The organism is Methylophilus sp. 42 (assembly GCF_000384155.1).
Taxonomy (GTDB): Bacteria; Pseudomonadota; Gammaproteobacteria; order Burkholderiales; family Methylophilaceae; genus Methylophilus.
On record NZ_KB913031.1, the window covers coordinates 243,515 to 267,336 of the forward strand.

Sequence of the window (23,822 nt, forward strand, 5' to 3'; positions counted from 1 at the left end):
CAAGGAGAAATGACTATGTGGACTAAACCAGCTGCTACCGAAATGCGTTTCGGCTTCGAAGTAACTATGTACGTTATGAACAAATAATTTGTTCTTAATGGCATGAACGGGCGCTTAGGCGCCCGTTTTTATTTGCTGCGGTGCTTTTTAGTTTAGTAATTGATCTGGCCGGAGATATACCAACCGGTTTGATTGTCTTTGTTGGCAATGCGGCCAAGGTCGATATAGGCGCCGGTAATTGACACATTGCGGTGCGGGAACCAGGTCATGAAAATATCGTGCGCACTGTTTTCTTTATAGGCTGATAGGTTATTCGGCTTATCACGAAACTCTGTACCAATCAGCCAATTATCTGACAGCATGACTGCCGCGGATACGGCTGGCAGAATACGGTAGCTATCATGCTTGTCACCGCCAAAGCCCAAAATGCCAAACTGGTTAGCCTTGGTGGCATGCAGGTTAGCGTTGAGCAACAGGTTGTAGCCATTAATTGCGCCTAAAAATAACTTGCTGGTAGCCACATAATAATCTACCCCGCTGCGGTCTTTAGCGCCAAGTAGCGTTTTAGGCACAAAGTTAAAGTCTTCATTATATTTATACTGGGCGCCGACGGATATCTGCGGTAGCCAGCTATCCTGTTCGTAAACAGCATCGCCCAATACACGCAGTTTGATGCCTAGCGTATTCAAGCGGATCTGCTCCCCTGGCACCGTATCACTCAGGCCAAAACGTGCCTGGCTGGCGCTGACTTCGACGCGATTAAAGAACCCCAGCGAAACACCTGTGGTATCAAGCTTGAAGTCACCCCGCGTTTCAGCATGGGTATAAAACAGTGAGCCACCGATTTGCTTATCCGTGCCGTAGCCGCTGATCACCGCCCATGGCATCAGGCCGCCGCCTGCGGCACCTTCAATCTGGGTGACACCGCCCGTGGCTAACAGGCGGTCTCCCGCGTGCGTAACAAGCGCAGGTGTGGCCAAGGCAAACACCGTCATCAGCCGTGACAAATTTGATGTAAATAGTCGCATAAAAATATTGTGGGTACTTTAGTTATCGCATTGTTTCATTTTCACGATAAGAACAATTGCCCAAAAAAAGCCGCATTAAGCTGGTTGATTGACGCTTCATCAGGAGGGTTGCTCACGTAGTATGCGATAGTCGACCCAAGGAATGGAGAATGGAATGCGTTTTTATGTTTTGGCAATTGCCTTGTTTGTATGCGGTTGTATCGCGCAACCCAAGCCAGAGGCGAGTTTGTTTGAACGTATTGGTGGCTTGCCCATGTTGAGCAGAATTTCCAACCAGACGCTGGACATTGTCAGTAAAGACCCGCGCACCAGCCGTTCGTTTAAGGACGTTAAAATGAAAGCACTCAAAGAAAGCCTGACCAATTTTTTGTGCGTGAAAACCGGTGGTGAATGCGTTTATGAAGGTGAAACCATGAAGAACTCACATGCGGACCTGCATATCACTACTGCCGAATTTGAGCTGATGGTAGAGGTGTTGCGCGAACGGTTGGATGTAAACGGGGTCGGTACCAAAGAGAAAAACGAATTGTTGAAAATACTGGCGCCCATGAAGCGCGATGTTGTGACCAATTAATCACCTGATATAAGGAATGTGGATGTTGCGCGTGATGTTTCGGCTTGGATGTGCAGCTATGCTGTTGATAGCCATGTGCCAATCGGCGTTGGCGTCGGAAGTCACCCTGCTGGTAAGTGACGCCGGTGGTAAGCCGGTGGCTGATGCGGTGGTGGCTTTTTATGATGGCAAGACACCCGCTATCAACCCGAATGCGGCCGGAAAGATTGTACAAAAGAACAAGATGTTCAATCCCAAAGTGACTATCGTGCAAACCGGGACCAGCATTAATTTTCCTAATGAAGATACCGTCCGCCATCATGTGTATTCTTTTTCACCCGCCAAAAAATTTGAATTGAAACTCTATGCAGGTGTGCCCACTAATCCGGTACCGTTTGAGCAGGCCGGGGTGGTGACCTTGGGATGCAACATTCACGATTCTATGGTAGGGTACATCTATGTCGTGGATACGCCATTTTTTGCCAAAACAGACGACAAAGGCAAAGCTGTCCTCAAGTTGAATGACGGGCAGTACAGTTACCAGGCCTGGCTGCCGGGCCAGAACAAACCTGGCGTAGAACAAAAGATAACCATAGAGGGTGCGACCGAAGTCAAGATCACCCTCCCATAACAATCACACTGCATGATCAAGTTCAAACATATCCGCTCGCGCATCGCTTTCACATTTCTGACAGTGGTGGTTGCCATTCAGCTGGCCGGGCTGCTTCCGCTTAAATATGCGCTGAGTAAGCATGCCGATACGCTGGCTGCAGAGCAGATCAATGTCGGTGAGCGCGTATTTGTGAGCTTGTTGCAACATAACACGCAAAGCCTGAAGCAGGCGACACAGGTGCTGGCGGCTGACTTTGCTTTTAGGGAAGCCGTCGCAACCAATGATGCCGAGACCATTGAGTCTGCGCTGGAGAGTTATCAAGGGCGCATTCGTGCGCAGATTGCCTACTACATCAGCAATAACGATAATCTGGTGATTGGCACCACGGATAATGAGCAGGCCCTGTTTGGATCAAATGCCAAAGAAGATGCCCGGCAGGCAATGCTCGAAAACCAAAGTGGTACGCTGAAGTTCGATATTATCGAAGGCAAGCCGTACCAGTTGATTACGGTGCCAGTGAAAGCGCCGGAGACCATTGGCTGGATTGTCATGGGCTTTGCCGTGGATGGCCGCTTGGCCGACCAGATCAAGCAATTGACGCATCTCGACGTCACTTTTGTCCAGAAAACACATCAACGTGACTGGCAACTGGTGAGTAGCACCTCCACCCGCGAGCTGTCTAACTTACTGGTGAAAACCGTTGCCGATATTTATCGCCAGAAACTGTCATTACACAGTGTGGATCTCAACGGCCAGGCCTATCATTTAAAAATCCGCTCGCTGCATGAAACCAAAGACGATGCCTTACTGGTGGTGTTGCAAGGCTCTGTTGAGCCTTTCACCCAGGATTTGAATACGCTGTTCAAGGTGATGGTGTTATTAACGTTTATTGGCGTGTTGATTTTTGCCGCGCTGATTTGGTATGTGTCGCGTAAAACGACTGAGCCGATTGCGGCCCTGGTCAACGATGCCGATAACATTGCCATGGGCGATTACGAAAAAGAAATTCAGGTCAATAGCACCGATGAAGTCGGTCATCTGGCAAAAGCGCTTAACAGCATGCGCGAAGCAGTGTTGCAACGCTCCTTGCGCATCCAGCGCCTGGCATTTAACGACGAGCTCACGGGCCTTTCTAACCGCCTGGCATTTAACCAGGGCGTGCATCAGGCCATCATGACACATGCTGACAGTCAGCAAAAGTTGAGTGTCATCGTGATTAATATCCATCGCTTTAAACCCATTAATCAAACGCTGGGGCGCGATTTTGGTGATGATTTGCTGCGGCATGTTGGCCAGGTGTTAAAGCAAAACGTGTTGAGTGATCAAGATATGGTGGCACGGCTGGACGCGGACGAATTTGCTGTGCTGTTGCAACAAACAGACCAGGCCAAGGCCACGCGTTATGCAGACAAGATTCAGCAGGTGTTTGAGCGACCGGTCAGCGTGCAAGGCCAGGCGATAGATGTGCGTACTGGCATCGGCATTGCCTTGTATCCAGATCACGGACTGGACGAAGAGTCCTTGCTGAACCATGCGGAAACGGCTTTGCAGGAGTCCAGAGCCAAAAAATCGCCATGGATTGTCTACAACACTGCGCTGGAAATTGATCAGTCAGAAACCTTGACCCTGATTTCTGACTTGAAAGAAGCCATACAGCATGACCAGTTATTGCTGTATATCCAGCCCAAAATTGATGTGACGACGCGCCGGGCATTAGGCGGCGAGGCGCTGATACGCTGGGTGCATCCTGAAAAAGGCATGATCTTCCCGGACCAGTTTATCCCGTTTGCCGAACAAACCGGTGTCATTAGTGACATTACCAACTGGATGCTGTTACGTGCTTGCCAGGTGCTGGCTGGCTTTAAGAAACAAGGCTTGCACATCACGCTGGCGGTTAACTTGTCCACGCGCGACCTGAACAATATGGAGCTGCCGGAGCAGATTGGTCATTTATTGTCGTCGCATGGCCTGGATGCCAAGTCGCTGAAGCTGGAAATCACCGAAGGCAGTTTGATGCAAGACCCTGAACGTGCTGAAGTGGTGGTGAAAAAACTGGCTGCGATGGGCTTGCATCTGTCGATTGATGACTTCGGTACCGGTTATTCATCACTGGCATATTTACGGCAATTGCCGGTGCAAGAGCTTAAAATTGACCGCTCATTTGTCATGTTTATGGACAAAAATAGCGGCGATGCCAGCATTGTGAAATCGACCATAGACCTGGCGCACAACATGGGGTTGATTGTGGTGGCGGAGGGCATAGAAAACGAGTTTGTACTCAACCAATTAGCCAAATTGGGGTGTAACGAAGGCCAGGGTTACTTTATTGGCAAGCCGATGCCGGAAAAAGACTTTTCCATCTGGCTGGAGCGCTGGGAAGGCCAAAACGAGATCGACATTGATATCGGCGATGACTTATCCTACGACATTAATCCGCTGGAGATTGACCCGCAAGCACAAGACCCTTTCAAGCTGGATAATCTCGGCGAATAAACTTGGTTTGCCGGCAAGAGCCTCACTGCATAGTGGGGCTTTTTTATGCCTGGCGATAAATTTTACTTATATGCTGGATAAAAACATTCAACTTTATTTCAGCAAATATCGGGTTTATGATGGTTTCTCATGCTTACAGGAGATTGAAATGAGCCAGATCAGAATGCATAAAAAAGCAAACTTCATTGTTCACTATGTGATCAATTATTTTCATAAATAGATTTTAAATCTATTGCTATTATATAGTGTGCTATTTATAATCGATGCATATGAATGAGATTGTGAAAAGCAAAACCCCGATATTGCAAGACCAGCTATGTTTCTCGGTATATTCGCTGTCACTGGCGATCAACAAGGTCTATCGGCCGTTGTTAAAAAAGCTGGATCTCACTTATTCACAGTATTTGGTCATGCTGGTATTGTGGGAAAGTGATCAACGTACGGTCAGTGATATCGGTGAGCAGTTATTTTTAGACTCGGCGACGTTAACGCCGTTGTTGAAACGGCTGGAATCTGCTGCGCTGGTGCAACGCATCCGTTCCAGCCAGGATGAGCGCCAGGTGATTATCTGCCTGACAGAGCAAGGACGGCAGTTGCGCCAGCAGGCGGCCGGCATGATGGATGACATGCTGTGTGCCATGGGCTGTTCACTGGAGGAACTTGGTGCATTGCGTGAGCGGCTGAATAGCTTGCGTAATCATTTGATTCAGCATGTTGCCTAAGCCCCGGGCAACTTAAAAAAGCGGGTGTTCATTTTTTTGACATTTAAGTAGTGCACGATTTAATTTTGTGTGATCATTTTTTTAAATTTTAGTGAAAGGGAATGAAGATGAAAACAAGAGCAATCCTGAGCGCGTTGTTCGCTGCCGCTTTTGCCACCGCGAATCCAGCATGGGCCGATGATAAACCCGTGACTGAGCAATTAGTCGATACCTTGACAACGCTCTCCGGCGGCCCGCATGCGGGCTATCGCGCCAACCACGCCAAGGGTGTGCTGGTTGAGGGCACGTTTACACCGACTGCGCAGGCGGCAGGCATTAGCCAGGCGGCGCATTTCCAGAAAGTCTCGCCGGTGCTGGTGCGTTTTTCAAACGCGACTGGGGTGCCTAATATTCCCGATGCCAATGGCAACGCTTTTCCTAAAGGCATCGCGATTCGCTTTCAATTGCCAGATGGTACGGCGACTGACATTGTGAGTATTTCGGTCAATGGTTTTCCGGCAGCGACACCTGAGGATTTTCTGGGCTTGCTGAATGCAGTGCGTGATTCAGCAGGCAGCACGGCCAAACCTAGCCCAGTGGAACAATTTTTAGGTACGCATCCGGCAGCCCTTAAATTTGTGACCACCCCGAAACCAGCACCGGTGAGTTTTGCCACCCAGCCATTTTTTGGGGTGAATGCATTTGCATTCACGAATGCTGCTGGTAAATCAGTCTACGGTCGTTATCAGATTGTGCCTGTCGCCGGTGCGCAATATTTAAGCAAGGAAGCCACGGATAAGGCAGCGCCAGATTACCTGATGACCGATATTGTGGAACGCGTACAGGCCAAAGGTGTGCAATACAAAATATTGCTGCAATTGGCAGAGCAGGGCGATGAAGTGAATAACGCGACCGTGGCATGGCCGGATAGCCGTAAAACGGTAGAGTTGGGCACGTTAACACTCAATAAAGCCGTGGCTGATAGTAAAGCGGCAGAGAAGCCGATCATGTTTAACCCCTTACAGCTGACGGACGGCATTGCGCCTAGCCAGGATCCTATCTTGCTGGCACGCCCTACAGCTTATGCGGTGAGTTTCGGCAGGAGACTTGCACACTAAGTTTAGCGAGTAGCTGCAAGAGACAAAGCGCTGGCCCTAATAGGTCAGCGCTTTTTTAATGGGCGACAAAAGTAATGGCTTTACCATTAATGCAATAACGCAGGCCACTGTCTGTTTTGCCATCTGGAAACACATGCCCCAGATGCGCGTCACACACATTACATTTCACCTCAACGCGCTGCATGCCGTGACTCTCATCGGCAAAGTAGGCGATCGCATTGCTGGCCAACGGTTGGTCAAATGAGGGCCAGCCGGAAGCGGATTCAAATTTCTGCCCGGAATCAAACAGCACTTGCTCGCAACAGGTACAGGCGTAACGCCCTGGCGTGAAAGCGACACACATTTCTGACGAAAATGGCCGCTCGGTCGCACTCAGGCGCGTGATTGCGAATACTTCGTCATCCAGAATCTCGCGCCAGGCACGGATGGATTTCTGTAATTTGTGATCGGGGGCCAGGTTTCCTTCCCTGGCAAGTTTCAGGATATCTTTCCATTTCAACATGATGTTAATCCATTAGCGATGATGCACGGCACAGACGACAAAAAATGCTAAACCAGTGGTTTCCCATGTCTTTTTCAAACATACAGGTGCTGCACTGGCAGATAGACTACAGACTATCGAGTATAACATTATCGCAATGGTTCGCCAGGCAGGAGACTTCCCTTGATCGTCAGACCCAGACCACATTTGTTAGAGCTGTTTTTTATCATCAAAGGCTCGATCGTGCTCAGAATCATGCCCTTGCTGGTGTTCGTGGCAACGCTGTCCGCCGCGGTGGTGTCTGTGTACACCTTGAAGCCCGACTGGTTACCCAAGTTTGATGGTGGACCGTTTGCCCTGCTGGGCATTACCTTGTCCATTTTCCTCGCTTTTAGAAACAATGCCTGTTATGAGCGCTGGTGGGAGGCGAGAAAAATTTGGGGCGAATTTATGCTGACAGCCAGAAACCTGGCGCGTTTAAGCCAGATTCTAGATCACCTGGATGGCAGCCTAAGCCCGTCACGTAGACAGCTTCTGGAGCACAACATCGCTTACGCGCATGCGCTGCTCATGCAGCTCAGGCCAGGTGATCAATTGCCAAAAATAACACGGTTGTTGCCTGCGGCAACTGCTAGCGCATTTACCCAGAGTAAAAATCCACCGGAGGTCATTTTGCGCGCGATGGAGCGTATCTTGATCGAAGCGTTAAGGGATGGTCGAATTCAGCCTATCCAATTTAACCTGCTTGAGGAATTAATTCAGAAATTGGCACTGACTCAGGCCGCTTGTGAGCGTATTCAGAACACGCCGATTCCCTTTGGCTATACCTTGCTTTTGCATCGCACGGCTTATACATTTTGCTTTTTAATGCCATTTGGTTTTGCCAACACCTTGGGCTGGGCAACACCCTTTGTGACCGCACTAGCCGCCTACACCTTGTTTGGGCTGGATGCCTTGGGTAACGAACTGGAGGAGCCTTTCGCGCCAATTGCCAACGCATTACCGATTAACGCACTGACCGATTTGATTGAGATAGAACTCAGGGAAGCGTTGGGCGATGAGACGCTACCCGCATCGCCAGTGCCGAAAGAATTTGTACTCATGTAGCGCACGTCATTGCTAAAGCGACTCTAGAAGTTTCAGCAGGGTTGCCCGCTCTTCTTTACTCAGGTGGAGAAAGCGCATTCTGGCCGTATCGGCTTCACCGCCATGCCATAGTGGCGGCGTGCGCCACTCGCGTCCAAGTGCGTAATTCATTGGTATGGCATTTTGGATTTCCAGCCGAATTTAGCTATTCCTCAATAGGATTAATGCGATGTTCGCTATATACTAATGGATATAACGATCAGCCATTCGGGCGGACACCACTTTTTAAAAAGGATAGACCATGAAAGCTTGCCGCGGGTATCTTGCCATCCTGCTGGCGATTTGCTTGGCGACGAGTGAAGCAGCACAGGATACGACTGCCGAGGCGCGGGTCAAGGTGGCCGTGGTAGGCGGGCTGGTGCTTTCGGGCGTCTGGCCCGCTCTTGCCAAGCGCGCCGGCAAGGCAACCGGCCTTGTGATTGAGACTGTAGCTGCGGCTCCCAAAGAAGGCGTGGTACCCATCTTTCGCGATGGTGAGGCCGATTTATTGCTGATTCATGGCAGCGATGAGACCTACGGCCTGTTAGCTGCCGGAGTGGCTGCGCCGTTACGTGCCTGGGCCATGAATGAGCATGTGATCGTCGGGCCCAATGATGATCCAGCCAAGGTGGCCGAGGCACCGGATGCTGCCGAGGCCATGCGCCGTATCGTAGCCGCCGACGCGCCCCTGATCGGCTTCCGTGATCCCGGTAGCTTTGGCATCGTGCACGGCCTGTTCCGTTCCCTTGGCCTTCGACCGGGGCCACGCCAGCAGTTATACGACGATGCCGAGTCGCCCCAGCAGGTGCTGCGCTCCGCCGTCGACAAGCATGGTTACGCGGTGGTTGGCCACATTCCTGTGGCATTCGGCAAGATGCCAAGCAAAGGCATGGCGGTGTTGCTCAAGGGTGATCCGGCCATGCGCCGGGTATATGTGGTGGTTGAGCCGGGGCCTCGTCACCCAGCAAATACACGCCAACGTGAACTTGCCCGGCAACTTGCAGATTACCTCGTCAGCCACGCTGGCCAAGCCGATCTGGTGGCTGCCGACAAAGAAGCTGGAGGCCCTTGGGTGTTCCCGCTACCGGCGGCTGACACGCATTGATTTCGTTAACCATACTCGTATAAGTATTCACTACGCGTAGGGAGCGATTTCGTGAAAGGTATCAAACTTTTTTTTCTTACAGCCCTGCTGGCTTTCGCCTTTGCCGTGCCCGCCGCAGAGGAAGGTAATACAGGTGCTGGCCATATAGAGCTGAGTGATGTCGTAGTCACAGGTAAAAAGCTTAATCCACTCGCAATCCCCGTGAAATCAACGGTTGTGACGGCGGAAGAGATCAAGGCCAAAGGGGCGCAAACGGTAGATGAGGCCGTGAAGGATGTCGCAGGTCTGTACGTGACCGGCAGCAATGTGAAGGGGCGAAAGGTATCGCAGATACGCGGTAGCGATGCCAATAGCACCAAGGTCATTATCGATGGAGTGATGATCAACGGCGGCGGGGACGCAAGAATCGATTTGTCTATCATCCCCACTGACAACATTGAGAAAATCGAAATATTCAAGGGGCCTGTTCCCGTCATTTACGGCAGCAATGCGCCCGGTGGCGTGATATTCATCACAACGAAAAATGCCAGCGGAAAACTTTCCGGCTCGCTGGGGCTAGCTAAGGGAAGCTGGGGTTCAGAAATATATTCGGCCTCGCTGGCTGGAGGCACCGAAAATGTCAGCTATTACCTTGGCGCGAAGCTGAGCAGCACAGATGGCTATGACGACAATCCGAATAACATCGGGGGCTTTAAAAGCCATACGGCCGAAGACTCGCAATACCTCAACGGAAAACTGAAGTGGGATATCAATCCAAAGGCTTCTCTTACTGTGTTCGGATCACATTCGGAAACGACGAGGCAATTGCCGAACCGATATAACGCAACAGCTCGTGTGGGGTATCCCGGTGGGGGCAGTACACTGACGATGCAAAACAATTATTTCGGTGGGGGCGCCACCGGTGGTGGTCCCACTTATGACTGGGGATATGACCCTATCAAGGAGTCATATTTGGGCACCGTATATAACCAGAAGCTGAACGAAAATAACGATATCAGTTTGAAAGTTTTTCGGTCCGAATTAAGTAGTTTGCTCACAACATCCGGTTTCCAGCAAATAGACTGGAGTGGCAATACGAGTGGCTATGAATTGCAACACACGATCAGAATCGGCAAAGCCAATACAGCCACTTGGGGGTATACGGAAGAAAGACGGCGCTTTGAGGAGCAAACCCCTCTGCCACCAGGCACTCCACCGGTGACTTATGCCAGTGGCGACTACAATTACACAGCCAAGAGTTATTATCTGCAAGACGTGTGGAATATCACCCGCCAACTCAGTATGAGCTTAGGCTTTCGGCACAACGAAGTCGAAGATCATGTCGCCGTCAAGAACGTCACATGGACGAGACCAGCCAATAAAGAGCAGAAAGGTGTGTACTCATCCGACGATCCAGTGTTGGCTTTGAATTTCAGGCCAATCGAAAGTATTGCGCTACGTGCTTCCATCGGGAAGAGTTTCAGAGCCCCCACCGCGATGGAAAGATCTGCACCCGCACTGGTTCCGCTGAATAGTGGAGGAACGATTATTCCTTACTTCGGTGCGACTGTTTTGCCAGAAGTAGGTCTCAATCGTGAGGTTGGGGTAGAGACTTTAACAGACTTTGGACTCAGGTTCGGCCTGACGGGGTTCAACCGGCGCATTACGAACATGATCAAAGGTGCCGGTGGCGGTGGCGGACACACCCAGTACTTCAACATACCCGAAGTTGAAATGCTGGGCTACGAGACGGAAGTTAGCCAAATGGTTGGCGAAAGCATTAAGGTATTTGCAAATTACTCTTATACGAATGCTTATGACACGGCGATGAAATTGCAAGTGGCCGATATTCCATTGCGTAAATACTCGTATGGCGTCAATTACACCGGGAGCAGCTTCACCGCACATGTGAACGTAAATTATGTTGGGCCGGTGAGAAGCATGTATAGCCAGGGTAGCGGTAACGCCAGTAGTGATGGAAATTACACTAATGTGGTGAATGGTGTCGCTACTTATTTCGGAACCCAGAATTTACCGGACTACCATGTGGTTGATTTGAAGGTGAATAAGACCGTGGGAAACAACGACTACTACGTCAAGGTTCTAAACCTGTTCAATAAAGAATATTACACCGCGGCATATCTTGTTGCACCGGGTCGGTATGCAGAGGTTGGCGTCACGTTCAAATTTTAGATGAGCCTCTATTCATGACGATCAATATCGGAATGCATCTCGGCATCTTGAATTCCAGCGATCTGCGGGCCTGGTCGGTATACACCTAGATTCTGGGCGGTTTAGTCAACATCCGCTTCGTTACATTGCCACAATCATAGGGAACTAACCAATCCAAGCAAAAAACTCAGGTGGTATCGCTATATACGATCGTATATAGCGATATGTATAATGCATCTAGGGGAGCAATATAAGTCCCATTCATTTTCTCAACAACGAGTAGGAGTCTTAAAGTGAACAAACATCTACCAACCATCCTTCTAGGGTTGCTTGCCGCAACCTTTATCGGAAATGTCAGTGCAGCGACGCTGACACATGAAAGCATTTCGATTGTGGGTAGCGGGGGGGCTGGCGGCACGGGCTCAACGGCCAGCGACATGATATTTTCAAGTTACAGTGCTGTCGATGGCTGGGGATGGGCAGGTGGTGCCGGTGGCGTCCAGGGCAGCCTCTCTAAGACCAATACCGGAGGCAATGCATTGGCAGCCAACGAAGCCTTCAGTTTTAATATCGGCTCGATTGTCGACTCTCTAAACACCACCTATGGGGCTGGCAACTGGAATGTCGCCAACGCCAGTCTCTCCTTTACATCCTCATACTCTGTTCAGAACAATTCACGCTTTGGCATTGGCTCTGGAACTTTCGATATTTACTGGGTGGGCAATGACGACTGGGCACAGTCCAAAGGCACGCCGACAGATCGCCAACTCAACCCAGTCTACGCCAGCAACGCTGCAGCGCTACAAAGTTGGGCAGGCAGTACCTCACTGCTGGGGTCGGAAACTTTTACCGTACCAGCCGGTGGCACCGGATACGTCAGCTTGAGCTATAACCTTGCATCAGACGCGTCGTTCTTCTCGGACATCCTCTCTGCATCAGCAAGCGGCAGCAACAAAGAGACTTCATTTTATCTGATGAGTACCGCCGACACTTTGGGGATGATTATTTTCACGGGTGGACAAGGGCAAGCATTACCAACTTTAAGTTTTGACGTGGTTTCGGTGATTCCCGTGCCAGAACCAGAGAGCATAGCCATGCTCTTGGCAGGCCTAGGTCTCATCGGCGCAACAGTTCGTCGCCGTAGAGTCTGACTTAATTTTCCGCACCTGCATGAGTGTTGTAGGTGCGGATTACCCGATTCTCTGTGGGACATCGCGCGCCCGGGGTCGACGTTGCTTCACAGCAGGCATGCAATCATGCCTGTTATTTTTTGTTGTGAAGTTGCCACGATGATTGTCCTCTCTTTATCCGTATTGTTTTTATAAGAAATACCCATCGATTTTCCTACAAATAATCGGTAGAGCCGCGTTCCTGGAAATCGGTAAAGTTGGCATCGACGGGTTGAGCGTTAGATTGACCTCACGCGGCTTGCAGGTTTTTTAATTGATCAGCCATGGCATCAATTTTAAAAATTGCAGTTCAAAGCTACATTTTGGCACAGGGCAACTACAAGGAAGGCGTTAAGCAGAATAGCGTTTGAGACTGAATTCTTGAGCGCCAATGGCGGGGTTGTCATGGCTTATCAGGTCAGCAAGCACCTGCCCTGAGCCACAAGCCATGGTCCAGCCCAAAGTGCCATGGCCGGTATTCAGCCATACATTAGGATAGCGGGAATCTGCCTGGCCAATAACGGGGGTGCCATCCGGTGTCATCGGGCGCAATCCAGTCCAGAACAACGCTTGTGATATATCGCCTGCATGTGGAAATAATCCATTTAAGACCATCTCCAGTGTTTGGCGTCGGCGTGGGTTTAGGGTGAGGTCAAAGCCAGCCAGTTCCGCCATGCCCCCTATGCGGATACGCTGATCAAAGCGGGTAATGGCTACTTTGTAGGTTTCATCCATCACTGTCGAGATCGGGGCAGCGTCAGCACGCATAATCGGTACGGTCAGGGAGTAGCCTTTGACCGGATACACGGGCAAATTCAAGCCCAATCCTTGCATCAGCTGACGTGAGTAACTGCCTAGGGCGACCACATAATGATCTGCCATCAAAGTGTCGGTACCATGCGCATTTTTAACTTCTACACCAAGTAACTGGCCTTGTTGTGTGATCAGGCGCTCGATAGTGATGTCTTGCCTGAATTGCACGCCCAGTGTTTGTACTGCTAGCGCCAGCCGGGAGGTAAATAGCTGGCAATCGCCAGTTTCATCACCAGGCAAGTACAAGCCACCCAACAGCTGGTCTTGCACATGCACCAGTGCTGGTTCAATGCGCACGCAACCCTCCGGGTCCACATGCTGAAAGGGCACGCCCATGTGGCTAAGTACGGCAATATCCTTGGTTTCAGCAGCGAGTTGTTTGGGTGTGCGGAAAACCTGCAGCGTACCGCGGCTGCGCTCTTCGTAGTGGATGCCGGTGTTGGTGCGTAGTGTGCGCAGGCAATCACGGCTATATTCGGCCAGACGCACCATGCGGGATTTGTTGAGATCGTAGCGATCACTTGAGCAGTTGCGTAAGAACTGTGTGATCCATTGCAATTGCCATACGCTGAAGTCTGGCCTGATGGAAAGCGGCGCATGGCGCTGAAACAACCATTTGAGCGCTTTGAGCGGCACATCCGGCCCGGCCCAGGGCGCTGCGTAGCCGGGTGAAATCTGGCCTGCATTGGCAAAACTGGTTTCCAGGCCGACCGCTGGCTGGCGATCGATAACGGTGACCTCAAAGCCTTTTAATGCCAGGTAATAAGCACTTGTGACGCCAATAACACCAGAACCCAGCACCAACACACGCATGATGACACTCCTACGACTGCAACGGACGATATCACTAATGACTTCAAATCACATGAGTCATATTAGCAAACTTGATAATTGAGTATGCAGATAGTTTGAGTTTTTTGAGCGAGCTAGGGCGTGAGCTTTTCCAGCGCCTGTATCATCACGATTGCCGGGTCGCATGGCAGCGCCCACGTTGCTGATTGTGCGGCAATCTCAACCATGCCGGTCGGGCTGGTGACATTCACCTCGGTTAAATAATCGCCAATCACATCGAGGCCGACCAGAAACAGGCCATGTTGTTTGAGTATTTGACCAACTGTCACGGCGATTTCTCGGTCACGGTCACTTAATGGTTGGGCGACGCCTTTGCCACCCGCGGCCAGGTTGCCGCGTGTTTCGCCGGTTTTGGGGATACGGGCCAAAGCATACGGTAACGGTTCGCCATTGATGACCAGAATGCGTTTGTCACCTTTGACAATTTCTGGAATGTAACGCTGCACCATGATGGTTTGCGTTTCAAATTGGGTCAGTGTTTCGAGGATGGCGTAGATATTCGGGTCATCTTTACGTAAACGGAAAATGCCACTGCCGCCCATGCCATCAAGAGGCTTGACGATGATGTCCTCATGTTCGGCCAAAAACGCCAGTATTTTCTCTTGTTTGCTGGTGACAATGAATGGTGGCGCAAATTGCGGAAAGCGCGCGACGGACAATTTCTCATTCCAGCCACGGATAGATGCAGGGTCGTTAATGATGCGCGCGCCCTGTTGTTGCGCTAGCTCCAGCAAATAGGTGCTGTAGAGGTATTCGTTATCGAACGGCGGGTCTTTGCGCATCAGCACGGCATCAAAACTGCTTGGTGTCTGTGTGGTTTTCTCGCCCACGGTCCAGCTGCTGTCATTCAATGCAAATGGCTGGACATCGACCAGCGCCACTTCGCGCTGCAAGTGCCAGTCGTGTTGCTCGCACACCCATAACTGGTGTCCGCGCGCTTGCGCAGCACGCATGATGGCGAGGCTGGTGTCTTTATACGCTTTAAGGGTATGCAGCGGGTCGAGAATAAACAGCAATTTCATCATGCGCCTCTGGCTCAATTATGCATTCAGTGGATCATTGTCCTGTAACTCCATGCCGGCTGCCAGCAAGGCCAGGCGAGCCACCACGCCATAAGCGTAGAAGCGGTTAGGCGGCGCATCAGGGGCGCCCGCACAGTCGGGCAGGGTACAGGGCTTTTCAAACGCCAGTGGCACGAAATGCATGCCAGGAGCATTGAGGTTTTCATCAATGCCGCGACCGGTATGCACGCGGTAAAAACCACCAACCACGAAGTGATCCATCATGTACACGACCGGTTCAGCCACTGCATCGTTGATATTCTCAAAGGTATACACACCCTCCTGGATCATGACTTCAGACACTTGCATGCCTTCTTTGATCACCGACATTTTGTTGCGTGCTTTACGGTTAAGGTCGCGTACTTCATCTGCTGACTTCACACTCATGATGCCCATGCCATAAGTGCCGGCATCGGCTTTGACGATGGCAAACGGTTGTTGGGTGATGCCGTATTCATCGTACTTGGCTTGAATTTTTTTCAAGATGGCATCGACTTTGTCTGCCAGCAAGTCCTCACCGACGCGGGCATGGAAATCAATACCGCTGGCGGTGTCAAAATAGGGGTTCAGCAACCAGGGGTCGATTTGCAGTAATTGCGAAAACTCCTCGACCACTTTGTCATAGGCGGCGAAGTGCTGTGATTTGCGGCGGATAAACCAGCCAGCATGCAAAGGTGGAATCAGGTTTTGCTCCAAGCCTTGTAACATGTCAGGCACACCGCCGGATAAATCATTATTGAGCAGGATGGCACAGCTATCAAAGGCTGGATAATCGACACCCTCAAACGAAGCCGCTTTTAATTGCAGGCGGTTTTTCACGCGCACCAGCGGCTCCAGGATCAAGGGCAGGCCATCATGGGTTTCCAGTCGGGTGATTTCAGTGATGTCTGGTGACAGGCTACCAACGCGCACTTCCATGCCTGCGGCTTTGAGAATATTGCATAATTCCACCACATTGCGCAGGTAGTAAGTGTTGCGAGTATGGTTTTCCGGAATCAGCAATAAACGGCGCGCGTCAGGACAGATTTTTTCGACGGCGACTTGTGCCGCTTGCACAGACAGGCTTAGGAATTCAGGATTAAGGTTGTTGAAACCGCCTGGGAACAAATTGGTATCTACCGGCGCGATTTTAAAACCGGCATTACGCAGGTCCACACTGGCATAAAACGGCGCGGGGATTTCCTGCCATTTCGTGCGAAACCAGTGTTCGATGTCCGGCATCGCCTGCAACACGCGTTTTTCCAGCGTGTACAGTGGTCCGCTCAAAGCCGTTGTTAAGTGTGGAACCATGGTTGCTCCTGTGCTTGTTATTGTTGGCCGGGGATACCGGCACTGCTTATGATGAGGGTTGTTCGATCACGGCATGCGCTTGCTGGTCTGCATGGTAACTGCTGCGCACCATAGGGCCGCTAGCGGCATTGTCAAAGCCCATGGCGTCTGCATGTTGCTTAAACCAGTCAAAGGTTTGTGGCGTGACATAGCGCAATACCGGCAAGTGGTGCACGCTGGGCTGTAAATATTGACCTAATGTCAGCATGCTGACACCATGCGCGCGCAAGTCCCGCATCACCTCCAGAATTTCTTCATCAGTTTCACCCAGGCCCAGCATCAGGCCGGATTTGGTCGGCACATGCGGATACATCTGGCTAAATTGCTTGAGCAAGTCGAGGGAGTGCTGGTAATCAGAGCCCGGGCGTGCCTGCTTGTAGAGGCGTGGCACGGTTTCCAGGTTATGGTTCATGACGTCCGGCGGCGCCTCGCGCAGGATTTTGAGTGAAACATCCAGGCGGCCACGAAAATCCGGTACCAGGATTTCTATTTTAATCTGCGGGGATTGGGCGCGAATGGCGCGGATGCAATCGACAAAATGCTGTGCGCCGCCGTCAGGCAAGTCATCACGGTCGACCGAGGTGACCACGACGTAACGCAGCTTCATTTGCGCGATGGTACGCGCCAGGTTTTCTGGTTCATTGGCATCAGGTGGCAACGGTTTGCCGTGGGCGACGTCGCAGAACGGGCAGCGGCGGGTACAAATATCGCCCAGAATCATAAAGGTGGCGGTGCCGCCGCTAAAGCATTCACCAATATTGGGGCAACTGGCTTCTTCGCACACCGTATGCAGGTTGTTATCGCGCAATACCTGTTTGATTTCCTGGAAGCGGGCCGAATCCGGCACTTTCATGCGTATCCATTCCGGTTTGCGCAGCATGGGTTGCGGCACGATTTTAATCGGAATACGCGAAGTCTTGGCTGCGTCGATTTCTTTGACACCTGCCACCTTTTTGGCCGGGCGCGCGTCGATTGGATGTTCTTGGGTGGAATTATCTGACATGCGTCAGTTTCTCTTTCAATCGTTGGGTTAAATCCGCTGCAATGTCAGTCATCGTCAGCGCGATATTTAAATCCCGGGTTTGCGTCATCTGCATGCCAGCATAACCGCAAGGGTCAATGTCGGCAAACGGTTGTAGATCCATCTCAATATTCAAACTCAGGCCATGATAGCAGCACTGGTTTTTCAGCCGTAATCCGAGTGAGGCAATTTTTTTGCCATCCACATAGACGCCGGGTGCATCGGCACGCGCTTCGGCGGCAACGCCGTGTGCGGCCAGAAATTCTATCAGGCTGTTTTCCAAGATGGAGACGAGTTGCCGCACATTCAAGTGGCTGCGCGCCAGATCAACCAGGCAATAAATGATTAACTGCCCGGGGCCGTGATAAGTGATTTTGCCGCCACGGTCTACATTAACCACCGGGATGTCGTTTTGCGGCAGGCGCACGCCACGGCGGTTAAGGCCCAGCGTATAGACCGGCGGATGTTCGGTGACCCACAGCTGGTCTGGCGTGTCTTGGTTGCGCCCGGCGGTAAATGCCTGCATGTCAGCCAGCGTGGCTGCATAATCGGTCAAGCCCAGCTGGCGGATTTGCAGAGCAGGCATGGAGGCAAAGCAGGTTACAACACAACCTTGACCATCGGGTGCGAGGTCAGGCTGCGATAGATATCGTCCAGTTGCGGTTTGGAGGTGACATACACCAGGCAGGTCAGGCTCAGGTATTTGCCGTTGCTGCTGCCGCGCATCTCTATCAGGTGCGTGTCGAATTCTGGCCAATGGCCTTGAATCACGCGCGTGACTTCGAGTGTGAAGTCGTCATGTGTTTCGCCCATGACCTTGATCGGGAAGTTGGTGGGAAACTCAATCAGGGTTTCTTCCGCCGCAGGCGTTTGTTCTTGCTGGGTCATGGGGTTCACCTACCTTTGTGCTTGTTCCGCTTTATGACGACAAGGGTTTACTGCAAATACAGGCGGACCTGGTCGATCATGCGTGAGAAGATATTGCTGGCCTCAACGGCATGTACGGTCACCAGCGGCACACTATGTACCACTTTGCCGCCCAGGCTAAAATCTACTGCACCCACGGTTTGATGCGCTTTTAATGGCGCTTCCAGTGGTTTTGCAATGCGCAGATTCGCCTTCATATTGGCATACTCACCTTGCGGTAATGTTAAATAGACTGGTTTGGCGACCGTTAAGTCGACTTCGCTTTCGGTGCCTTTCCATACTTTTTGACGCGTAATGGCTTTGTCTGCTGCGTAAATCAGCTTGGACTCATAAAACTGGAAACCAAAATTCAGCAGTTTCTGGCTTTCGGCCGCGCGTACATTATCTGAAGTGGTGCCGAGGACCACAGAAATCAAGCGGAAGTCACTACGTTTGGCTGAAGAAATCAGGCAATAACCTGCAGATTCCGTGTGGCCGGTCTTCATGCCATCCACGCTGGGGTCGAGAAACAGCAAGCGGTTGCGGTTAGGCTGCGTGATGTTGTTATAGGTATAAGACTTTTGTGAATACAGGCGCGCATAGTCTTGTGGATAGTCACGAATCAGGGCATTGGCCAAGATCGACAAGTCACGCGCAGTGGTGGTGTGCGTAGGGTCTGGCAAGCCTGTGGCATTCACAAAATGGCTGTTTTTCATGCCTAGGGCCGCCGCTTTTTTGTTCATTAATGATGCAAATAACTCTTCGCTACCTGCAATGCCTTCTGCCAGGGTAATGGCAGCATCATTGCCAGACTGGATAATCAGGCCATGTAACAGCTCATCCACCGTGACCGTCATGGTGGTATCGATAAACATTTTAGAGCCTTCGACTTTCCAGGCTTTTTGGCTGACCGGCAAGGTTTGTGTCAGTGCCAGGCGTTTTTGCTTTACCGCTTCAAACGTCAGGTAAGCCGTCATCACTTTGGTCAGTGACGCAGGCTCAACCGGCATATCCGGGTTGCTCGCTGCCAGCAGGCTGCCGGTATTGGCATCGCGCAGCACGAAGGCTTTGGCTGCCAATGTCGGTGTTGGCACATTGCCAGTGATGGCTTCGGCCGCCACGGTCATTAAAGGAATGGAAAGTAGAAAAGCAATACAGGAACGCCACATGGTCATCATTTATACGAGAATAAAAATTAATGAGAAGAAAACTGCTAACGGAAAAAGACTACCGCGAAAATATCAGTGCAGGTAACTGCAATTTGTCACGCATCTGGCTGGCGGCTTGCGCTGCTAATGCGTGATCCGGATAAGGCCCCAGCACAATCTGGAACGTTTTTCCATTATACACTTTGTTGAGTAGGGATTGTGTTTCTGGCAGGGTGGTGAAAATGCGCTGGTGCAGGCGGTCCGCATTTTCTTCCTGGCCAAATGCGCCCACTTGTACATAAATGCCACCGGCTTCCAGTGTCGTCAGTGCGTTGGCGGATGCCACGGCTGGTGTGGGGATTGCCTGGGGCGGTGTATTGCTGGCAGCAGGTGGTGCCGAGGGTTGTTGCGACGGCGCTTGCTGGGTCGGGTCTATCAGTGACACCTCAACTTGTGCCGAGCCATGGCGAATAATATCCAGTTGTTTGGCCGCGGCGTAAGAGAGGTCTATGATGCGGTCACGGCCAAACGGGCCGCGGTCATTAACGCGTGCCATGATGGTTTTGCCATTGCTGAGGTTGGTGATGCGTACATAGCTGGGGATAGGCAATGTTCTATGCGCAGCGGTTAATTTGAACATGTCATAGGGTTCACCACTGGCAGTGCGGCGGCCATGGAATTTTTTGCCATACCACGAAGCATGTCCGGTTTGTGTGAACGGTGTATTGATTTCAGACATCGGCGTCATGGTTTCACCATTGACGATATAGGGTTTGGTGGTGCCTTTGACAATCGGTTCCAGCTTGGGCGTGACTGTGGTTTCGAGCGGGATGTTCGGGTCTATGCCGTCAGTCGGATTGCCGCTAGTCTCTGGTTTGGGGTCGATGTTAATGACTTTGGGGCCACCAATGACTGAGCCATTCGTTGCGGTGTTGTTGGTAGCGGGGGTAGGTGTCGAGCTGGCAGCGCCGCTGGTGGCGGGCCTGGTCGGTGGTGCCGCCGGTGCCGTTTGCCGGGGAGGCATGCTGCTGCTACAAGCTGCCAGCCAGATGGCTAGCGTGACGATGCATAACCGTTGCAAGTAAAAAAACATCCTGTTCCTTAATCGGTGTTTACGCGCTTAATCCGTCGCCACCAGGCGTTTGTGCGATTGAACGCTCATCAGCAAGCCCAGGCTAAGGCCCAGGGTTAACAGTGAGGTGCCGCCGTAGCTGACCAGTGGTAATGGAATGCCGACCACAGGCAGGATACCGCTCACCATGCCCATATTCACGAAGCAATAAGTAAAGAAAGTGGCGGCGATGCTACCCGCCAGCAAACGCGAAAAGGTACTCTTGGCTTGTGACGCGATAATGAAGGCGCGGCCGATAATAATGGTGAACAACAGCAATAACAGGCTGCAGCCAACCAGGCCAAACTCTTCAGCAAACACCGCAAAAATAAAGTCGGTCGTTCTTTCTGGCACAAAGTCGAGTTGTGACTGCGTGCCATTGAGCCAACCTTTGCCAGTGGTGCCACCAGAGCCAATGGCGATGGTGGCCTGGATAATATGGTAACCGGCGCCTAAGGGATCCTGGCTGGGATCAATCAGGATCTCTACCCGGCGACGCTGATAATCATGCAGCATGGACCACAGAATTGGCAATGCGGCACCGAAGGCAACAGCGCTGCCCAAAATAAACTTCCAACTCAGCCCGGCCAGAAAGATGACATAAAAGCCTGACGCAAAGACCAGCGTGGCTGTGCCGAGGTCGGGTTGCTTGGCAATCAGCAACACGGGCGTGAGCAAAATGATGCCAGCGACGATGTAGTCTGCTGTACGCAGCATACTTTCACGTTTGGAAAAGTACCATGACAACATGATGGGCACCGCCAGTTTCATCAGTTCTGACGGTTGGATTTTTGTCACGCCAAGGTTGAGCCAGCGACGTGCGCCATGGCTGATATCGCCGACCAATGCTACCGCAATCAGTAAGGCCAGCCCAAGCAGGTAGGCCGGTAGCGCAATACGCTCAATGTGTTGTGGCTGGGTATTGGCGACCAGGAACATCACCCCCAGCATCACCACAATGTTGATTAACTGCGCATTCACCTTAAGCAGTGACTGGCCCGAGGCGCTGTAAAGTACCATGAGTGCCACCACCAGCACCATGAGCACCGTGGCCAGCAAAATCGAGTCGATATGCCGGATAAAATGGCCTATCCATTGTCTAATCATGAGGCTCCTCCTCGACTTCTGGCGCGTTGACGACAGCTGCTTCTGCCGCCGCTGCAGCTTGTGCCGCTGCCGGGTCCACCGGGACTTTGCCCAGCAAGTAATAATCCATCACCTTGCGGGCAATGGGGCCCGCGGTAGAGCCACCGTGGCTGCCGTTTTCAACAATCACCGCCACGGCAATTTTGGGGTCTTCGGCTGGCGCATAAGCAATAAACCAGGCATGGTCGCGGTGGCGTTCATTAATCAGTTTTTCGTTGTATTTCTCATTTTGCTTGATGCCGACCACTTGTGCAGTACCCGTTTTAGCCGCGATGTCATAGCCGGCATTGGCACCGATTGCCGCAGCGGTACCGCCTGGGCGGGTCACATCCATCATGCCCAGTTTCACAATATCCAGATTCTGCGCGCTCAAGTTGAGCTGGTCGGCAATGATGTGCGGCAACATTTTCACCTGGTTGGTTTTGGCGTTAACGATGGCATTGACCAGGTGCGGACGAATCGCCTTGCCGTTGTTGGCCAGCGTGGCCGTGGCATAGGCTAGCTGCATGGGCGTCACCAGCGTGTAGCCCTGGCCGATACCGACAATCACGGTTTCGCCCATGTACCACGGTTGTTTATAGCGCCTTTGCTTCCAGGCAGGGGTTGGCAACAGACCGGACAACTCACCCTGGATATCAATATTGGTTTTTTCACCAAAGCCAAAATGGCGCACAAAATCTGTCAGGCGCTCAATGCCGAGCTCAACTGCCAGGCCGTAGAAAAAAGTGTCACAAGAGACGGTAATCGCCCTGCGCATATCCACTGCACCATGGCCTGACGGTTTCCAGTCACGGTAGCGATGGCGGCTATTGGGCAGGGTGAAATAGCCGGGGTCACTAATGGTAAATGGGGGCTGGCGTTTGCCAGACTCCAGGCCTGCCAGTGCAACGAATGGTTTAAATGTCGAGCCAGGTGGGTAAATGCCCTTGAGGCTGCGGTTAATCAGAGGCTTGTCTGGTGAGTTATTGAGGTTGTTCCAGTTGTCAAAATCAATGCCATCGACAAACAGGTTGGCATCAAACGACGGCATGCTCACCATAGATAGCACTTCGCCGGTTTTTGGCTGGATCGCCACCAATGCACCACGCCTGCCAGCAAACTCATGCTCGGCGATCTCCTGCATTTTGGCATCCATAGACAGCACAATATTGTTGCCTGAGGTGGGCGATGCACTGGATAGCACACGCACCGCGCGGCCATCGGCGTCAATTTCTACCTGCTGGAAACCGGTGATGCCATGTAAGTCTTCTTCATAAGCCTGCTCAACCCCGGCTTTGCCGATGTGCTCAGTGCCTTTGTAATTCGACAGCTGGTTGCTTTCTTTGAGTTGCTTGAGGTCATTTTCATTGATACGGCTGATATAGCCGATGCCATGCGTGCCTAATGTGCCATATGGATAATGGCGGAACAGGCGTGATTTGAGCTCAACGCCAGGGAAACGGAAGCGATTGACGGCAAACTTGGCCGCCTCATATTCGTTGAGGTGGGTGCGGATCGGGATGCTTTCAAAGGTGTGACTCTGCGCGCGCAACTTCTTAAAGCGTTTTAAATCGGAGGCCGAGATTTCAACCAGTGCACCCAATTCGGCAATGGTGTCCTGTAAACCATCGGTTTTAGAAGGCGTGATTTCCAGTGTATACACAAAAAAGTTATGTGCCAGGATAATGCCATTGCGATCCGAGATCAGGCCGCGGTTGGGTGTGATTGGGACAATCGAAATACGGTTATTTTCTGCCAGCGTCTGGTAATAATCATAGCGATAGACTTGCAGGAAATAGAAACGACCAAGCAGCGCGGAGAACGCGCTGAGGACCATTAATATCAGAAAAACCAGACGAACCCGGAACTTGTGCTGTTCGTTTTGATGGTTTTTGAGTTCAGTGCTATACCCCATGTGC

General features: G+C 51.6%; 23 protein-coding genes. 10 read left to right on the plus strand and 13 right to left on the minus strand.

Going from position 1 to position 23,822, the window contains the following annotated elements; translation table 11 throughout:
* Nucleotides 1-15 precede the first annotated feature (15 nt).
* Nucleotides 16-87 carry a pyrroloquinoline quinone precursor peptide PqqA gene (gene pqqA / locus MET42_RS14515; RefSeq protein ID WP_081624291.1) on the plus strand — a complete coding sequence of 24 codons (72 nt, stop codon included), beginning with the start codon at nt 16-18 and terminating at the stop codon, nt 85-87.
* Between the two features lie 65 nt (nt 88-152).
* Here pqqA and MET42_RS0101120 read toward each other — a convergent pair whose 3' ends face one another.
* Nucleotides 153-995: a DUF3034 family protein gene (locus tag MET42_RS0101120; protein ID WP_019880846.1), complete on the minus strand. Its 843-nt coding sequence runs from the start codon at nt 993-995 to the stop codon at nt 153-155.
* Nucleotides 996-1,182: 187 nt separating this feature from the next.
* Between MET42_RS0101120 and MET42_RS0101125 the strand changes: the two genes are divergently transcribed.
* The 5 genes from MET42_RS0101125 (at nt 1,183) to MET42_RS0101150 (ending at nt 6,506) form a co-directional block, all read left to right on the plus strand.
* A complete protein-coding gene (locus MET42_RS0101125; RefSeq protein WP_019880847.1) occupies nt 1,183-1,602 on the plus strand; it encodes a group 1 truncated hemoglobin in 420 nt (139 codons plus the stop codon).
* A gap of 58 nt (nt 1,603-1,660) precedes the next feature.
* Nucleotides 1,661-2,212, plus strand: coding sequence for a methylamine utilization protein (locus MET42_RS0101130; RefSeq protein WP_232411208.1), 552 nt, complete (start codon nt 1,661-1,663; stop codon nt 2,210-2,212).
* 12 nt (nt 2,213-2,224) lie between these two features.
* Nucleotides 2,225-4,687 (plus strand): EAL domain-containing protein, encoded by a 2,463-nt coding sequence (locus MET42_RS0101135; RefSeq protein WP_019880849.1) that lies wholly within the window; start codon nt 2,225-2,227, stop codon nt 4,685-4,687.
* Between the two features lie 269 nt (nt 4,688-4,956).
* On the plus strand, nt 4,957-5,409 hold the full coding sequence (locus MET42_RS0101145; RefSeq protein ID WP_019880851.1) for a MarR family winged helix-turn-helix transcriptional regulator: 453 nt from the start codon (nt 4,957-4,959) through the stop codon (nt 5,407-5,409).
* A gap of 107 nt (nt 5,410-5,516) precedes the next feature.
* Nucleotides 5,517-6,506, plus strand: coding sequence for a catalase family peroxidase (locus tag MET42_RS0101150; protein ID WP_019880852.1), 990 nt, complete (start codon nt 5,517-5,519; stop codon nt 6,504-6,506).
* Between the two features lie 55 nt (nt 6,507-6,561).
* Here the strand turns inward: MET42_RS0101150 and msrB are convergent, their stop codons facing one another.
* Nucleotides 6,562-7,008 (minus strand): peptide-methionine (R)-S-oxide reductase MsrB, encoded by a 447-nt coding sequence (msrB, locus tag MET42_RS0101155; RefSeq protein ID WP_019880854.1) that lies wholly within the window; start codon nt 7,006-7,008, stop codon nt 6,562-6,564.
* Between the two features lie 162 nt (nt 7,009-7,170).
* On the opposite strand from msrB, the gene MET42_RS0101160 reads away from it, so the two are divergent.
* Nucleotides 7,171-8,094, plus strand: a complete 924-nt coding sequence (locus tag MET42_RS0101160) for a bestrophin family protein (RefSeq protein ID WP_024930271.1) — start codon at nt 7,171-7,173, stop codon at nt 8,092-8,094.
* Nucleotides 8,095-8,106: 12 nt separating this feature from the next.
* Here the strand turns inward: MET42_RS0101160 and MET42_RS15040 are convergent, their stop codons facing one another.
* On the minus strand, nt 8,107-8,244 hold the full coding sequence (locus MET42_RS15040; protein ID WP_157380500.1) for a di-heme oxidoredictase family protein: 138 nt from the start codon (nt 8,242-8,244) through the stop codon (nt 8,107-8,109).
* A 304-nt stretch (nt 8,245-8,548) separates the two neighbouring features.
* Between MET42_RS15040 and MET42_RS0101165 the strand changes: the two genes are divergently transcribed.
* From MET42_RS0101165 to MET42_RS0101175, 3 genes are all read left to right on the plus strand, one after another.
* Nucleotides 8,549-9,217 (plus strand): hypothetical protein, encoded by a 669-nt coding sequence (locus MET42_RS0101165; protein WP_232411210.1) that lies wholly within the window; start codon nt 8,549-8,551, stop codon nt 9,215-9,217.
* A gap of 51 nt (nt 9,218-9,268) precedes the next feature.
* The gene (locus tag MET42_RS0101170) at nt 9,269-11,389 is read left to right on the plus strand and encodes a TonB-dependent siderophore receptor (protein WP_019880858.1); all 2,121 of its coding nucleotides are present in this window, start codon (nt 9,269-9,271) and stop codon (nt 11,387-11,389) included.
* Between the two features lie 272 nt (nt 11,390-11,661).
* Nucleotides 11,662-12,519: a PEP-CTERM sorting domain-containing protein gene (locus MET42_RS0101175; protein WP_232411212.1), complete on the plus strand. Its 858-nt coding sequence runs from the start codon at nt 11,662-11,664 to the stop codon at nt 12,517-12,519.
* Nucleotides 12,520-12,888: 369 nt separating this feature from the next.
* On the opposite strand, the gene MET42_RS0101185 is transcribed toward MET42_RS0101175, so the two are convergent.
* From MET42_RS0101185 to mrdA, 10 genes are all read right to left on the minus strand, one after another.
* Complete coding sequence (locus MET42_RS0101185; protein WP_019880861.1) at nt 12,889-14,163, minus strand: D-amino acid dehydrogenase; 1,275 nt, start codon at nt 14,161-14,163, stop codon at nt 12,889-12,891.
* A 113-nt stretch (nt 14,164-14,276) separates the two neighbouring features.
* Nucleotides 14,277-15,224 carry a glutathione synthase gene (gene gshB / locus MET42_RS0101190; protein WP_029512286.1) on the minus strand — a complete coding sequence of 316 codons (948 nt, stop codon included), beginning with the start codon at nt 15,222-15,224 and terminating at the stop codon, nt 14,277-14,279.
* An 18-nt stretch (nt 15,225-15,242) separates the two neighbouring features.
* Entirely contained in the window at nt 15,243-16,553 is a 1,311-nt protein-coding gene (gene gshA, locus MET42_RS0101195; protein WP_019880865.1) for a glutamate--cysteine ligase, read from the minus strand.
* Nucleotides 16,554-16,599: 46 nt separating this feature from the next.
* Nucleotides 16,600-17,595: a lipoyl synthase gene (lipA, locus tag MET42_RS0101200; protein WP_019880866.1), complete on the minus strand. Its 996-nt coding sequence runs from the start codon at nt 17,593-17,595 to the stop codon at nt 16,600-16,602.
* Nucleotides 17,585-18,199 (minus strand): lipoyl(octanoyl) transferase LipB, encoded by a 615-nt coding sequence (lipB, locus tag MET42_RS0101205; RefSeq protein ID WP_019880867.1) that lies wholly within the window; start codon nt 18,197-18,199, stop codon nt 17,585-17,587. The genes lipA and lipB overlap by 11 nt, the downstream gene beginning before the upstream one ends.
* A 14-nt stretch (nt 18,200-18,213) precedes the next feature.
* The gene (locus tag MET42_RS0101210; protein WP_019880868.1) at nt 18,214-18,501 is read right to left on the minus strand and encodes a YbeD family protein; all 288 of its coding nucleotides are present in this window, start codon (nt 18,499-18,501) and stop codon (nt 18,214-18,216) included.
* A 47-nt stretch (nt 18,502-18,548) separates the two neighbouring features.
* Nucleotides 18,549-19,646 (minus strand): D-alanyl-D-alanine carboxypeptidase family protein, encoded by a 1,098-nt coding sequence (locus MET42_RS0101215; protein ID WP_019880870.1) that lies wholly within the window; start codon nt 19,644-19,646, stop codon nt 18,549-18,551.
* Nucleotides 19,647-19,746: 100 nt separating this feature from the next.
* Entirely contained in the window at nt 19,747-20,760 is a 1,014-nt protein-coding gene (locus tag MET42_RS0101220; RefSeq protein ID WP_019880872.1) for a septal ring lytic transglycosylase RlpA family protein, read from the minus strand.
* 27 nt (nt 20,761-20,787) lie between these two features.
* Entirely contained in the window at nt 20,788-21,885 is a 1,098-nt protein-coding gene (gene rodA, locus MET42_RS0101225; protein ID WP_019880873.1) for a rod shape-determining protein RodA, read from the minus strand.
* Nucleotides 21,878-23,818 (minus strand): penicillin-binding protein 2, encoded by a 1,941-nt coding sequence (gene mrdA / locus MET42_RS0101230; RefSeq protein WP_019880874.1) that lies wholly within the window; start codon nt 23,816-23,818, stop codon nt 21,878-21,880. Before mrdA ends, rodA begins: the two co-directional genes overlap by 8 nt.
* Between the last annotated feature and the right edge of the window lie 4 nt (nt 23,819-23,822).

Excerpts from the sequence above, each read along its gene's own strand:
- MET42_RS0101120 (WP_019880846.1), bottom strand. The coding sequence starts at position 995 with ATGACGGTGTTTGCCTTGGCCACACCTGCGCTTGTTACGCACGCGGGA.
- MET42_RS0101125 (WP_019880847.1), top strand. The coding sequence starts at position 1,183 with ATGCGTTTTTATGTTTTGGCAATTGCCTTGTTTGTATGCGGTTGTATC.
- MET42_RS0101130 (WP_232411208.1), top strand. The coding sequence starts at position 1,661 with ATGCTGTTGATAGCCATGTGCCAATCGGCGTTGGCGTCGGAAGTCACC.
- MET42_RS0101135 (WP_019880849.1), top strand. The coding sequence starts at position 2,225 with ATGATCAAGTTCAAACATATCCGCTCGCGCATCGCTTTCACATTTCTG.
- MET42_RS0101145 (WP_019880851.1), top strand. The coding sequence starts at position 4,957 with ATGAATGAGATTGTGAAAAGCAAAACCCCGATATTGCAAGACCAGCTA.
- MET42_RS0101150 (WP_019880852.1), top strand. The coding sequence starts at position 5,517 with ATGAAAACAAGAGCAATCCTGAGCGCGTTGTTCGCTGCCGCTTTTGCC.
- msrB (WP_019880854.1), bottom strand. The coding sequence starts at position 7,008 with ATGTTGAAATGGAAAGATATCCTGAAACTTGCCAGGGAAGGAAACCTG.
- MET42_RS15040 (WP_157380500.1), bottom strand. The coding sequence starts at position 8,244 with ATGAATTACGCACTTGGACGCGAGTGGCGCACGCCGCCACTATGGCAT.
- MET42_RS0101185 (WP_019880861.1), bottom strand. The coding sequence starts at position 14,163 with ATGCGTGTGTTGGTGCTGGGTTCTGGTGTTATTGGCGTCACAAGTGCT.
- gshB (WP_029512286.1), bottom strand. The coding sequence starts at position 15,224 with ATGAAATTGCTGTTTATTCTCGACCCGCTGCATACCCTTAAAGCGTAT.
- gshA (WP_019880865.1), bottom strand. The coding sequence starts at position 16,553 with ATGGTTCCACACTTAACAACGGCTTTGAGCGGACCACTGTACACGCTG.
- lipA (WP_019880866.1), bottom strand. The coding sequence starts at position 17,595 with ATGTCAGATAATTCCACCCAAGAACATCCAATCGACGCGCGCCCGGCC.
- lipB (WP_019880867.1), bottom strand. The coding sequence starts at position 18,199 with ATGCCTGCTCTGCAAATCCGCCAGCTGGGCTTGACCGATTATGCAGCC.
- MET42_RS0101210 (WP_019880868.1), bottom strand. The coding sequence starts at position 18,501 with ATGACCCAGCAAGAACAAACGCCTGCGGCGGAAGAAACCCTGATTGAG.
- MET42_RS0101215 (WP_019880870.1), bottom strand. The coding sequence starts at position 19,646 with ATGACCGTGGCGGCCGAAGCCATCACTGGCAATGTGCCAACACCGACA.
- MET42_RS0101220 (WP_019880872.1), bottom strand. The coding sequence starts at position 20,760 with ATGTTTTTTTACTTGCAACGGTTATGCATCGTCACGCTAGCCATCTGG.
- rodA (WP_019880873.1), bottom strand. The coding sequence starts at position 21,885 with ATGATTAGACAATGGATAGGCCATTTTATCCGGCATATCGACTCGATT.
- mrdA (WP_019880874.1), bottom strand. The coding sequence starts at position 23,818 with ATGGGGTATAGCACTGAACTCAAAAACCATCAAAACGAACAGCACAAG.